This is a genomic window from Clostridium sp. HBUAS56010 (assembly GCF_007115105.1).
Lineage (GTDB): Bacteria > Bacillota > Clostridia > Lachnospirales > Lachnospiraceae > Lacrimispora.
Window position 1 is genome coordinate 287,703 of sequence record NZ_SULJ01000001.1, and the last position, 12,825, is coordinate 300,527.

Below are 12,825 nucleotides of genomic sequence, written 5' to 3' on the forward strand. Positions count from 1 at the left end.
ATGTCTATCTGTCCAAAGAACAAATCTTCTAAAGCAAGAAGAGACAAACGTAGAGCAAACTGGAAGATGAGCGCTCCAAACTTAGTGAAGTGCAGCAAATGCGGCGAGCTTATGATGCCTCACAGAGTATGCAAAGCTTGCGGTTCTTATAACAAGAAAGAAATCATCAGCGTTGAAGCTTAATATTCTTAAGGATTAAAAGGCTGTTACTCAGATATCTGAGTAACAGCCTTTTTACATTTCAGTAATTTATTTATTTTTATCAAGAGCTTCTTCCAGTGTGTGCCATGCAAGAACTGCACACTTGACTCTGCCTGGCATATGTGAAATTCCTTGAAGTGCAACGATATCATCCAGAACTTCCAGTTGTTTGTCATCGGTGATCTCACCTTTTATCATGCCGTAAAAGGTGCCCAGAAGCTCTCTGGCGTCCTCTACGGTCTTTCCTGTGACCAGATCAACCATCATAGATGCAGAAGCCTGGGAGATGGCACAACCGCTTCCCGTAAAGCCTGCGTCTTTGATAATTCCCTTATCTACATACAATTCGATGGTAATATCATCTCCGCAACTTGGATTAACACCCTCTAAGACAGAGGTCGCGTGTTCCACTTTGTGCCGGTTGTGGGTAGCACGGCTATTTTCTACAATTATCTGGTTATATAGCGCTTTCAGATCCAAATCCCATCCACCTCCTTACATTCTTCAGACTATTTAGAAATGCATCCACATCGTCTGTTGTATTATAAATTCCAAAGCTGACCCGGACACATGCGTTAATCTTTAAGTATTCCATGAGAGGCTGTGCACAGTGATGGCCAGCCCGTACGGTAATCCCGTCTGCATCCAGCAATGTGGCTGTGTCATGAGGATGAACTTCGTCCACATTGAAGGAAATGACTCCATGTCTTTTTTGGGGAGAGAGATCTCCGTATACGGTCACATGCGGAATGGATTTTAACCCCTCTAATGCCTGGGACATCAGCTTTTGTTCGTGGGTCTTAATATAATCCCACCCAATAGAGTCTAAGTACTGTATAGCAGCCGCAAGGCCAACCTCTCCACCTACATTTCTTGTCCCTGCTTCAAAACGCCTTGGCACTTCTGCAAAGGTGGAATTCTGCTCATGGACGTTGCCAATCATATCCCCGCCTGTTAAGAAAGGGGGCATCTGATCCAGCCATTTCTTTTTCCCATATAAAACGCCAACTCCCATAGGGGCATACAATTTGTGAGCGGAAAATGCAGCGAAATCAACATCAAGAGTTTTCACGTCCACAGGCATATGGGGAACACTTTGGGCACAGTCTAAAACAACAACAGCGCCGACAAGTCTTGCCTTTTTCACGATGGAAGCGACCGGAATCTCAAGACCTAAAACATTGGAAACATGACCAATTGCAACAAGCTTTGTATTTTTGGTAAACTTTTTATCTAATTCTTCTTCTGTTAATAATCCATTGGCGTCGGGGTAGAGATAGACCAGTTTTGCACCGGTTACCTTCGCAACCCGCTGCCAGGGAACCAGATTGCTGTGATGTTCAGCCACAGATAAAAGGATTTCATCCCCTTCTTTCAAAAACTCCATTCCATAACTGTAAGCAACCAGATTTAAGCTTTCTGTAGCATTTTGGGTAAAAATAATTTCTTCTGGTGTAGCATGTAAAAATTCTGCTACCACAAGGCGGGAGTCTTCGTGTGCCTTGGTTGCACGGGCAGCCAGTTCATAAACACCCCGGTGTGGATTGGCGTTGTCGTTGCGGTAGTAAGCATCCACGGCATCAAGGACTGGCAGAGGCTTTGAGGTTGTTGCTGCATTATCCAGATAAACCAACGGCTTTCCGTTTTCGGTAATGGACAGAATAGGAAAATCATTCCGGATATTTCTCATGGCTGTTAAGCCTCCTTTCAATATATTCAAGAATTTCATCCTTTAAGGCTTTATCTGGAACCATGTCAAGGACAGGAGCAAACCTGGCTTCCACCATCATACGTTTTGCTTCCAGAGGTGTCAGTCCTCTGGAACAGAGGTAATAGAGCTGTTTTTCATCAAACCGGCCAAGGGTGGCAGCGTGTTGTCCTTCCACCTGTTCTTCACCGCATAGGATAAGGGGAGCAGTGCGGTTGCGGGCTTTGGGGCTTAAAAGCAGTACAGTTTCATTTTCATGTCCAACCGAGTGGGAAGCTCCGCTGCAAAAATCAATGGTTCCCCGCAGGATTTTGCTGCTTTCATCTGCCAGAACACCGGAAGTATCCATCTCACAGGTGGTTTCTCTGCCTATGTGGCGGGCAATATCGTTAAAATCCAGATACTGTTCCTGGTGCCCGAAATAAGCGGTCTTTAATTCATAGTTTCCCTTTTGTTCTTCTAACAGGGCAAGGGAGCCACAGGCGGCTACACTTCCTCCAAGAACTGCACGGGTAAGCTTAACTTGTGCACCTTCTCCGATTCTGGCACCGACCGCTTCCCAACTGCGGCTCTGATTGCCTAAAAGCTGTATCTGTATAAGATGGAGAGAAGAACCAGCTTTTGCATCAATCTGGGTCAGGTTCATGTAAGCGCCGTCTGGGGCATCACCCCGGCTGATCTGAACCACAGTTAAGTGGCTGCCCTCTGCAGCCGTAATGCTCATGTGGGTCCGGCTGACCGGACGTTTAGGATCAATTATTTCAGTCATAACAAAAGAGTTCTTTACCTTTTTATCTATTGTAAGAAAACAGGTTTTATCAGCCCTGTCTTTGAGATAACCGTCAAAGTATTCTCCCATACCGCTTTCAATGGCTGATAATTCTTCCGAAAGGGTATCTGCACAATGGATGCCATCTGGGACCTCTCCATTATAGGGGATTTTCTTTCCCGGTAAAAATGTGTTCTCTGGTAAATTGGCTTTTTCATCCGCCCAGTTGACTCCGGTACGGTTCCAGGTGGGAACCGGCAGTATGTTTATCTTTTCATTCATGTTCCAGTTCCTCCTTTCAGCCTATGCTTCCAATCATTTCCAGATGGATCAGGTTATTCATCTCAACTGCGTATTCCAAAGGCAGTTCCTTTGCAATGGGTTCTGCAAATCCCCCTACGATCATAGCTCTTGCATCCTCCTCAGATAATCCCCGGCTCATCAGGTAAAAGATGGCTGATTCGCTGATTCGTCCAATTTTAGCTTCATGACCAATATCTGCATCATCACACTGAATATCCATCACTGGAATGGTGTCGGAACGGGATATGCTGTCTAACATCAGGGATTCGCAGGATACGGAGGATTTACTGCCGGCAGCACCTGGAGTCACTGTAATGGAGCTGCGGAACGTGGAGTTTCCCCCGTCACGGGAAATAGATTTTGTTGTAATGTGAGAGGTAGTATCAGGAGCGGAGTGAAGTACCTTTGCTCCGGTATCCAGACTCTGACCTTCTCCTGCAAAGGTAATTCCTGTAAACTCCATTCTGGAATTTTTTCCCTTTAAAATGCTCATGGGGTAGAGATAGGAGGTGTGGGAGCCGAAAGAACCGGATACCCACTCAATGGTTCCGCCTTCTTCCACAGAGGCACGTTTGGTATTAAGGTTATACATGTTTTTTGACCAGTTTTCAATGGTGGAATAACGAAGTCTTGCATTTTTTCCTACAAAAAGCTCTACGCATCCGGCATGAAGATTTGCCACATTATATTTTGGAGCTGAGCAGCCTTCGATAAAATGGAGGTAAGCACCCTCGTCCACAATAATGAGTGTATGTTCAAATTGTCCGGCTCCCGGTGCATTTAAACGGAAGTAGGACTGGAGAGGAATCTCAACGGATGCTCCCGGTGGAACATAGACGAAAGAACCGCCGGACCAGACTGCCCCGTGAAGAGCTGCAAATTTGTGATCGGAAGGAGGAACAAGACGCATAAAGTGTTTGCGGACCATCTCTGAATAAGGACCGGTGAGGGCGCTTTCCATATCTGTGTAAACAACGCCTTGAGCCGCGACTTCTGCCCGTACACTATGATAGACCACCTCTGAATCGTATTGTGCCCCTACGCCTGCCAAAGACTCCCGCTCGGCTTTTGGAATGCCCAAGCGTTCAAACGTGTTTTTGATATCGTTTGGTACATCCGACCATTTGGTACGCATATCCGTTTTAGGCCGGACATAGGTTACAATATTTGCCATATCAAGCTCATCAAGGGGAGGTCCCCAGGTGGGCATAGGAGTCTTGTGATAAGTCTCAAGGGCTTTTAAACGGAAAATACGCATCCATTCCGGATCGTGTTTTTCTTCGGAAATCTTCTGAACAATGGCAGAAGAAAGACCGGAAGACACTTCAAAATCTGAATCCACTTTATCGCGGATGTCATAGACGCTGCGGTCCATTTCATCGACAATGGTTTTCTCCTGATTAAAGTCCTTCATAAGCAAGTGCCTCCTTTCCAAGCATACCGAATCCATCATTGGTTATCTGGGCGACCAGTTCCTTTCCGCCGGTGCGGACAATCCGGCCATGTTCCAGAATATGAACGGCATCAATGGGAAGCCCTTCTAAAATTTTGGCGTTATGAGTAATAATAAAAAGGCCGTTGTGGCGGTTGCGGTAGCTGTGGATTCCTTTGGTAACGGTGCGGACTGCATCGACATCAAGACCGGAATCTGTTTCGTCCAGCAAAGCAAGTTTGGGGCGCAGCATAAGCATCTGCAAAATTTCTGCCTTTTTCTTTTCACCTCCGGAAAATCCCACATTCAGATATCGCTCCGTATAAGACGGGTTCATCTCTAAAGCTTCCATCTGTTCCAGCAATTCTTTTCGAAAAGAAAGAATCTTTGGCTGATGTCCGTCAACAGCCCCTCTGGCAGTGCGTAAAAAATTCTCTAATGTAATTCCTGGAATCTCTTCTGGTGCCTGGAAAGATAAAAAAACGCCGGCTCTTGCTCTGGCATCTGTTTTTTCTTCTGTAATATCCCGGCCTTCAAAGAGAATCTGTCCTCTTTCAATGGCATACCTGGGATCTCCCATAATGGCAGAAACCAGTGTGGACTTTCCTGTGCCGTTAGGTCCCATGAGCACGTGAAGCTCTCCGGGCTGAATGGTTAAGTTTACTCCATCAAGAATAACTTTGTTTTCTACGGAAACACTTAAATCTAAAATTTCAAGCAATGGACTGCTCATATATATCAACCTCCTCTATGCCTTAGGCAGGCAATTCTTTCGTTAGTAAAGTCTAACTATTCTTACATAATAATACTATACCTTTTTACTAGGAATTACAAGCCTTATTTTGGCTGAAATGACAAAAAAGAACCTAGGTCAAGTCCTTTTTGAGGGGGTGATGGAGTAGGATTCAGTATTTTTGAAATACATCTTGTGATATTGATAAGGGGTTATTTCTTCTTTTTCTTTAAAAAGGCGGATGAAATAGTTGATATTATCATAGCCTATTTTATTACAGATATCGCCTATGGATAGATTTGTATTTTGCAATAATATTTTTGCTTTATTTATACGGATGAGCTGAATGTATTTTTTAAACCCATAGCCAATGATTTCCTTGAACTGATGGGAGAGATAATATTTATTGATAAAAAAGGTTTGTGCCACTGTTTCCAGGCTTAATGGTTCCATATAGTGATGGTCAATATAATCTTTTATGGAGAAAATAATATTTAAGTCCTGGGTACTATTATCCAGAATGAACATGTCCTGGTTGTTCCGGTAGAGCAGGATTAACAGTTCAAAGAGAATGGCGGCACAACGTTCTTTCCACTTCATTTCCTGGTTTTCTGTCTCTGAAATCAGATTTTTAAAGTATTGTTCCACTTGGTTTGCCTGATTTTCTGTCAGGTTGATAATTCCCCGCCGGCTTCCCATTATAAATGCAGAAGCCATAAGCGGATCAGATATATATTCAGAACACAAATCCATTGAAGAAACAAAGACATATCGCCGGTATGGTGTCCGGATCGAGTGAGTGGAGTGCCTTTCCAGAGCACTGATGAATATCATCTGATTTTTTCTAATTGCGTATGGTTCCCCACCGATTTCAAACGTACATTCCCCTTCTTTTACAAAAATGATTTCATTTTGTGTGTGATGATGCCTTGTCATGGCTGCATTATGAAACCTTTCATTATAATAGGCGTAAGCAAATTCTTTTGGACGAATAATTCGATTTTGTTCACAATGACTGTTTTCGTTCATATTCAGGCTCTCCTTTTACTGTGGTGGAGTATTTAAAATAAAAAGAACTATTTTGTAAATTATAACTATTTTTTAAGATAAGTCAACTGAAAATATGTATTAATACCACAGAGAAACAAAAAAGGTGTATTATAGCCCAATTTAATGTCTAGATAATATGAATAAAACTTTTTATAATTAACTTACATAAATAGTATAATTTTGGAGGTCATAATCATGGGAAATCATAAAATGTTTCGGTATAAGTCATTGGAGGAATTAAGACAGGAGATTGTAAATGAAGATTTACATATTCAGTTGACAGATGATCTTTCTCCTCTCCGTAACACTGTGAAGATCGGACATTTAACAACATCAAATGCAATGGCAGTTTTGCCAATGGAAGGATGCGACTGCAACCCGGACGGATCTATGTCTGATTTGACAAAAAGGCGATATCTGAGATTTGCAAAAGGCGGTTCCAGTCTGATCTGGTGGGAAGCCAATGCGGTTGTGGAGGAAGGAAAAGCCAATCCAAGAGCCTTAATGCTGAATAAAGAAAACCTGACATCTTTTCGGGAATTCGTAAAGGAAAGCAAACAGGCGGCAAAAGAAGCCAATGATGTTTCCTTAATTAATATTCTTCAATTAACCCATTCCGGACGCTATAGCCGTCCTGGTGAAGACAGAGCACCCATGGTTGCGTTCCGTGACCCTATGTTAGACGGCAGAAGCGGTGTGATCAGTGATGAACAGGTGGTTACGGATGAATATCTGGATTCTCTTACTGAGAAATATGTTCAGTCCGCAATACTTGCGAAAGAAGCTGGTTTTGATGGTGTGGATATCAAATCATGTCACAAATATCTTTTAAGTGAATTATTAGGCGGTTTCACCAGAAAAGGAAAATATGGTGGTGAAAGTCTTGAAAACCGAAGCCGGTTCCTTGTTCAAACGGTGGAGGCAGTGCGCAAAGCAGTAGGAGATGAATTTGTTATCGGATGCCGGTTGAATGTGTTTGATGTTCATCCATATCCATACGGGTTTGGCTGTGATAAAGAAGATTTCCGCAAATGGGACAGTACAGAACCAAAAGAACTAATCAAGATGCTTGTAAAAGCTGGTGTAAATGTATTTGCACTTTCTTCCAGCAATCCTTACTACATTTATCCCCAGTTTGGACGCCCGTTTGATATTCCAAGCATTGGTGTTCCGGAGCCGGAAGAATCCCAGCTTGGTATTATTGAAAAAATCTTTGAATATTCAAGAGTCTGCCAGGAAGCGGCTGGTGATGTGCCTCTTATTGGCAATGGTTACAGTTGGTTCCGCAACTTCATTCCCAATGTTGCAGCGGCAAATTTAAAAGCCCACACCACAAAAATGGTTGGCCTTGGACGTTCCAGTTTTGCATATCCCGATGCGGCTCATGATTTGTTTACCAAAGGTGAGATGGACCCGAGAAAAGTGTGCGTAAGCTGCAGCAAATGTACTCAGATCATGAGAGATCATGGAAGTACAGGCTGTGTTGTCCGGGATTCAGAAGTCTACGTTCCAAAATACAGAGAAGCGAGAGCACAGGCAGAAGCCCTGGCATCAGCCAGCAGGTAATAGGAGGAAACGCAATGTCAAAGACAGCAATTGTAACTGGTGGAACCAGGGGAATTGGTCTTGCCATAGCCAAACAGTTATCCGATGACGGATTTTGTGTGGTTGTTGTAGGAACAAGGGAAAAAGAAGCATATAAAGAACATTTGCAATGGTTTGAAGATAATAACAGAGACTATTTTTATGTGGCTGGTGATATCTCCAGCCATCAGGACAGAATCCATATTGTTGAGGAAAGTGTAAAACATTATGGGAAAATAGATGTTCTTGTCAACAATGCAGGCGTAGCACCAAAGGTGAGGGCGGATCTGCTGACCATGACAGAAGAAAGTTTCGATTATGTGCTTGGAATAAATCTTCGTGGAACCATGTTTTTAACCCAGCTTGTTGCTAATCAGATGATTAAGCAGAAAGAAAAGGGAATTATTGTTAATGTTTCCTCCTGTTCTGCAGAAGTGTCCTCCGTAAACAGAGGAGAGTATTGTATATCAAAAGCAGGTATCAGCATGGTCACAAAGCTTTATGCAGATCGTCTTTCCTCAGAAGGGATTCTTGTTTATGAAGTGCGTCCGGGCGTTATTATGACAGACATGACAAGCGCAGTTCATACAAAATACGAGAAGATGATCGAGGAAGGTGTATTCCCCATCAGCCGTTTTGGTGCACCAGAAGACGTAGCACTGGCAGTCAGTGCTTTCGCTGGAGGAAAATTCCCTTATACCACAGGTAACTATATTGATGTGGATGGTGGATTTCACATCAAACGATTATAGCAGAGGTATGTGATGGAAAAGATAAGCTATCAATTTTTAGAATATGATACGGTTGTTGTAGGAAGCGGAGCAGCGGCTTTTAATGCGGTTGACTGGCTTTATGATCTTGGCAGAAGAAATATTGCTTTACTGACGGAGGGGATTTCCATGGGAACTTCCCGCAACACTGGAAGCGATAAGCAGACTTACTATAAGCTTTCCATTGGCTTTCAGGATCATGATTCCATTTTTGATATGGCACAGACCTTATACGATGGAGAAGGGGTGGACGGGGCAATTGCTTTGGCAGAGGCAGCCAATTCTCTGCGGTGTTTTTATAAGCTGGCAAATCTGGGAGTGGATTTTCCAACCGATGAATATGGTGTTTATGCAGGATATAAGACGGATCATGATCCTCGTCAGAGAGCAACTTCTGCAGGACCGCTTACTTCCAGGTATATGACAGAAGCTTTGGAAAAATCGGTAAAAGCAAAGGACATCCCGATTCTTGATCAACTTCTGGCTTTTCATATATATAAAGAAGAAAATCGGGTTCGCGGAATTGTTTGTCTGAATAAGAAAAAACTTTCAGACGACGGGCTGGAACTGGTAGTAATTGCTGTGAATCAGGTAATCTGGTGTACAGGAGGTCCCAGTGCATGTTATAAAAATGTAGTGTATCCGGCAGGACACACAGGAATGTCCGGTGCAGTGTTTAACGCAGGAGCCGATGGCGCAAATCTCCAGGAATGGCAGTATGGTCTTGCTTCTATAAAATACCGATGGAATGTATCGGGAACCTATCAGCAGGTGCTGCCCCGTTATGTATCTGTGGATGAAAATGGAGTGGAGCGGGAGTTTTTAAATGATTATATGACTGCAGAAGAAGCGGTAAACCTTGTGTTTTTAAAAGGATATCAATGGCCTTTTGATGCGGACAAAAAAAATGGCTCATCACGGATTGATTTATGTGTATATGAAGAAACTGCGATAAAAGGACGAAGGGTATTTATGGATTTCAGGAAAAACCCTTCTGGTCTGGAAAACGGATTGAAAGGTTTATCAGAAGAAGCATATACTTATCTGGAAAAATCAGATGCGCTGTTTGGAACTCCCATAATGCGGCTGAAACGAATGAATCCCCTTGCCATAGAGCTTTACAGAAATCATGGCATTGATCTGGAAACGGAACTGCTGGAAATCAGTGTTTGCGCCCAGCACCATAATGGGGGGATTTTAGTAGATGTCAACTGGGAGACCTGTGTAAAGGGCTTATATGTTGCTGGAGAAGCGGCTGGTACCTTTGGCGTTCACCGTCCAGGGGGTGCGGCACTAAATTCCACTCAGGCTGGTTCCATGAGAGCGGCCCAGCATATTTCCTATACCTGCAAAGAACAATTGCCAGACAGGACTTCCTGGGACATTCAGCCTGAAGAGCTGGCAGAAAAGATTGTTCGTGAATTACAGGATATGATAGGGGATCATGCCAATGTTTTTGATATAAGAGAAGAACTTCAAAGTTCCATGTCCAAAGCTGCGGCACAGGTTCGCGATTTGGAAAAGTTAGATGCTTTACGGAAAAAGGCAGAAGATTACCGGGTCAATTTTAAGGACAAGGTCCGGATTGAAACTGTCCGTACCCTTCCGGTTTTATTAAAAACCTATGACATGATTGTGACACAGTGTGCAGTTTTACAGGCGATGAAAGAATCCGCAGAGTTATTTGGCAGCAGGGGAAGCTGTCTGGTAAAAGGAAAAAACGGCATGTACCTGGAAGGAAAGTCTGAAAAGAAGAATTTGCGTCTTGTTACACAAAAGCAAAATGGCAGATTTGTAAGTTTTACGGAAGAAGTGCACCCTGTTCCTCAGGGGGGCGAGTGGTTTGAAACGATATGGACAGAGCACCGAACATTGCGTTGTTCTAAAACAATCCAATAGAAACCATCTCATAATACTAGAAAATCATATCGTAAAGAGAACTAAGGAGTATCATATGAAATACAATAAAATGGCTCAACGTATTGTTATATACATAATTGGAGTTCTATTGCTTGCACTTGGAGTTGTTCTTAACACAAAATGTTTACTGGGAGTTTCCACAACCAATTCTGTACCGTATGTCATCAGCAAAATCAGCCAATTGACACTTGGAACAGCCTGCACCATTGTGTATCTGGCAGACGTTTTATTTCAATGCATTATTTATCGTAAAATTAAAATTAAAGTTCTTCTTCAGTTTCCATTCTCTTTTGTTTTTGGGTGGATTGTAGACTTTTATAACAAATTTATTGTGATATCTAACCCGGATGGGGTGTTGAAATTTATTCTTTTAATATTGGCAATTCTCTGTATTTCCGTGGGAATCAGTATGGTGGTTAATATGAATTTTGTTCCTAATCCTCCTGATGGCGGAGTACAGGCTTTGGCTTCCCTTACAAAGCTACCCTTTGGGCGGGCAAAACTGATTTACGACGGAATTATGTTGTTGGTTACGGGTGTTATCAGTTTTATAGCTTCTGGAAAAATCATTGGTATTGGTATTGGTACGATTGTAGCTTTCTTTACAATCGGAAATATTATATATTTCATCAATAAACATTTTGGCACCTGGTTTCGTTCTGTTTATGATAAGGAGTCACAAGCGGTAAAGGGTTAATTACCAGGACCAAAGAAAAGACAATCTCATGGCTTAGAAATATAAGCTTTGAGATTGTTTTTTCTTGTAATTTTTAAAATATCGGTGACAAGTGAAAAGGAACGTGATAGAATACGTTTGCACTGCTGTAAAACAGCCTGACTTTCAAACGAAAAAGGATGAAAAAAATGGAAACAGATATGACAAAAGGCAGCCCTCTTCCGCTTATTTTAAAGTTTACGCTGCCTCTTTTTTTAGGAAATATTTTTCAACAGTTATACAATATGGTTGATACCATTGTAGTAGGTCGTTTTGTTGGACCAGGAGCTTTGGCAGCAGTCGGTTCTACTGGAACGATCATGTTTCTTGTCATTGGTTTTTCTCAGGGAATGAGTACTGGATTTACCGTTCTTACCAGTCAGAGGTTTGGGGCTGGTGATGAAGATGGAACCAGACGGTCTGTGGCAAACGGAACGATCCTGTCTTTTTTTGTTATTGCGTTCATTACGATTACAAGTCTGGCGTTTATGAAACCCATTCTTCGGCTCATGAATACACCGGAAGATATCTTTCAGGATGCACTGACCTACATTTCCATTATTTGCGTGGGAATAGCTGCGAACGTTTTTTATAACCTGTTCTCAGCATTTTTGCGAGCAGTTGGCAACAGCCGGGTTCCACTTTTGTTTCTTGCGTTCTCATCATTATTAAACCTGGCATTGAATCTTTTGTTTGTAATTGCCTTTCAATGGGGTGTTTCCGGGTCTGCATGGGCAACCAATGTATCCCAGGGGATTTCTGCTGTGCTCTGTCTGTTTTACATTTACAGGAAAGTTCCTGTCCTTGCTCCTGAAAAGGGTCACTGGAAACTGGGAAGATCAGAAACAAGGCATCAGCTTTCCATGGGCATTCCTATGGCACTCCAGTTTGCCATTACAGCGTCAGGAGCAATGATTATGCAGTCAGCTATTAATCTGTTTGGTTCGACAGCCGTTGCCGCTTTTACCGCAGCCAGCAAGATTCAGAATATTGCCATGCAGGGGATGATGGCAATGGGGCAGACCATGGCAACCTACACAGGGCAGAATTATGGAAAGGGAGATATAAAGAGAATTCATAAAGGTGTCCGTCTGGCGATTGGAACAGAATTTGTTTATGCGATTTTGTGTTCTCTGATTGTGACTCTTGCGCTTCCTCATGTGCTGGGAATATTCTTTTCAAAAGGAGTGGATATTACAGCCATGCTTCCCTGGGCAAAAACCTACATTTATTTGTGTGCGGCATTCTATATCCCTCTCAGTACGATTTTTATATTCAGAAACACCATGCAGGGCTGTGGATACGGTCTGCTGCCAATGCTGGGAGGTGTGGTAGAGCTTTTTGCAAGATTTTCCATGGCAGCTCTGGCGATTCGTCTGGTCAGCTATCCTTTGGCAAGTGCCTGTGATCCGGCAGCATGGACATGTGCGGCAATTTTTACAGGTGTCTCTTATATGATTGTGATGAAAAAGGTGAAAAATAAGATGCCTGTACCGCTCAGGGGAGAAACACAAAGAGAGATTTAATAGATTATTGTAATGCTTGTTTTATAGATTTTGTTTTATGCTTTATTTTTATCAAGTTATTGTTGATTTATAGAATAATATTTAGTATATTATGTAATAGATTATCTAGGAAGC

Annotated in this window: 12 protein-coding genes; 6 read left to right on the plus strand and 6 right to left on the minus strand. The window is 42.6% G+C overall.

Annotated elements, in window-relative coordinates:
- Positions 1-183, plus strand: coding sequence for a 50S ribosomal protein L32 (gene rpmF, locus FAY33_RS01375; protein ID WP_143318967.1), 183 nt, complete (start codon positions 1-3; stop codon positions 181-183).
- 66 nt (positions 184-249) lie between these two features.
- Here the strand turns inward: rpmF and sufU are convergent, their stop codons facing one another.
- The 6 genes from sufU to FAY33_RS01405 all read right to left on the minus strand — a co-directional run bounded on the left by sufU (position 250) and on the right by FAY33_RS01405 (position 6,175).
- Positions 250-681: a Fe-S cluster assembly sulfur transfer protein SufU gene (gene sufU / locus FAY33_RS01380; RefSeq protein ID WP_143318968.1), complete on the minus strand. Its 432-nt coding sequence runs from the start codon at positions 679-681 to the stop codon at positions 250-252.
- On the minus strand, positions 659-1,891 hold the full coding sequence (locus tag FAY33_RS01385; protein WP_143318969.1) for a cysteine desulfurase: 1,233 nt from the start codon (positions 1,889-1,891) through the stop codon (positions 659-661). Before FAY33_RS01385 ends, sufU begins: the two co-directional genes overlap by 23 nt.
- The gene (locus FAY33_RS01390; protein WP_143318970.1) at positions 1,872-2,960 is read right to left on the minus strand and encodes a SufD family Fe-S cluster assembly protein; all 1,089 of its coding nucleotides are present in this window, start codon (positions 2,958-2,960) and stop codon (positions 1,872-1,874) included. Before FAY33_RS01390 ends, FAY33_RS01385 begins: the two co-directional genes overlap by 20 nt.
- 16 nt (positions 2,961-2,976) lie before the next feature.
- Positions 2,977-4,395, minus strand: a complete 1,419-nt coding sequence (sufB, locus tag FAY33_RS01395) for a Fe-S cluster assembly protein SufB (protein WP_143318971.1) — start codon at positions 4,393-4,395, stop codon at positions 2,977-2,979.
- Positions 4,382-5,146 carry a Fe-S cluster assembly ATPase SufC gene (sufC, locus tag FAY33_RS01400; protein WP_143318972.1) on the minus strand — a complete coding sequence of 255 codons (765 nt, stop codon included), beginning with the start codon at positions 5,144-5,146 and terminating at the stop codon, positions 4,382-4,384. The genes sufB and sufC overlap by 14 nt, the downstream gene beginning before the upstream one ends.
- Positions 5,147-5,284: 138 nt before the next feature.
- The gene (locus tag FAY33_RS01405) at positions 5,285-6,175 is read right to left on the minus strand and encodes an AraC family transcriptional regulator (protein ID WP_143318973.1); all 891 of its coding nucleotides are present in this window, start codon (positions 6,173-6,175) and stop codon (positions 5,285-5,287) included.
- Positions 6,176-6,391: 216 nt separating this feature from the next.
- Here FAY33_RS01405 and FAY33_RS01410 point away from each other — a divergent pair, with 216 nt between their 5' ends.
- The 5 genes from FAY33_RS01410 to FAY33_RS01430 all read left to right on the plus strand — a co-directional run bounded on the left by FAY33_RS01410 (position 6,392) and on the right by FAY33_RS01430 (position 12,711).
- The gene (locus FAY33_RS01410; RefSeq protein WP_143318974.1) at positions 6,392-7,762 is read left to right on the plus strand and encodes an NADH:flavin oxidoreductase; all 1,371 of its coding nucleotides are present in this window, start codon (positions 6,392-6,394) and stop codon (positions 7,760-7,762) included.
- A gap of 14 nt (positions 7,763-7,776) precedes the next feature.
- Complete coding sequence (locus FAY33_RS01415; RefSeq protein WP_143318975.1) at positions 7,777-8,532, plus strand: 3-ketoacyl-ACP reductase; 756 nt, start codon at positions 7,777-7,779, stop codon at positions 8,530-8,532.
- A 12-nt stretch (positions 8,533-8,544) separates the two neighbouring features.
- Positions 8,545-10,449: an FAD-binding protein gene (locus tag FAY33_RS01420; RefSeq protein ID WP_143318976.1), complete on the plus strand. Its 1,905-nt coding sequence runs from the start codon at positions 8,545-8,547 to the stop codon at positions 10,447-10,449.
- A 55-nt stretch (positions 10,450-10,504) separates the two neighbouring features.
- A complete protein-coding gene (locus tag FAY33_RS01425; RefSeq protein WP_143318977.1) occupies positions 10,505-11,167 on the plus strand; it encodes a DUF6198 family protein in 663 nt (220 codons plus the stop codon).
- Positions 11,168-11,334: 167 nt separating this feature from the next.
- Positions 11,335-12,711, plus strand: coding sequence for an MATE family efflux transporter (locus tag FAY33_RS01430; protein ID WP_143318978.1), 1,377 nt, complete (start codon positions 11,335-11,337; stop codon positions 12,709-12,711).
- Positions 12,712-12,825: the final 114 nt, after the last annotated feature.

Bases quoted from the DNA above. Each gene is read 5' to 3' on its own strand.
- FAY33_RS01405 (WP_143318973.1), bottom strand. From the start codon at position 6,175: ATGAACGAAAACAGTCATTGTGAACAAAATCGAATTATTCGTCCAAAA.
- sufB (WP_143318971.1), bottom strand. From the start codon at position 4,395: ATGAAGGACTTTAATCAGGAGAAAACCATTGTCGATGAAATGGACCGC.
- FAY33_RS01425 (WP_143318977.1), top strand. From the start codon at position 10,505: ATGAAATACAATAAAATGGCTCAACGTATTGTTATATACATAATTGGA.
- FAY33_RS01415 (WP_143318975.1), top strand. From the start codon at position 7,777: ATGTCAAAGACAGCAATTGTAACTGGTGGAACCAGGGGAATTGGTCTT.
- rpmF (WP_143318967.1), top strand. From the start codon at position 1: ATGTCTATCTGTCCAAAGAACAAATCTTCTAAAGCAAGAAGAGACAAA.
- FAY33_RS01390 (WP_143318970.1), bottom strand. From the start codon at position 2,960: ATGAATGAAAAGATAAACATACTGCCGGTTCCCACCTGGAACCGTACC.
- FAY33_RS01430 (WP_143318978.1), top strand. From the start codon at position 11,335: ATGGAAACAGATATGACAAAAGGCAGCCCTCTTCCGCTTATTTTAAAG.
- FAY33_RS01385 (WP_143318969.1), bottom strand. From the start codon at position 1,891: ATGAGAAATATCCGGAATGATTTTCCTATTCTGTCCATTACCGAAAAC.
- FAY33_RS01420 (WP_143318976.1), top strand. From the start codon at position 8,545: ATGGAAAAGATAAGCTATCAATTTTTAGAATATGATACGGTTGTTGTA.
- sufC (WP_143318972.1), bottom strand. From the start codon at position 5,146: ATGAGCAGTCCATTGCTTGAAATTTTAGATTTAAGTGTTTCCGTAGAA.
- FAY33_RS01410 (WP_143318974.1), top strand. From the start codon at position 6,392: ATGGGAAATCATAAAATGTTTCGGTATAAGTCATTGGAGGAATTAAGA.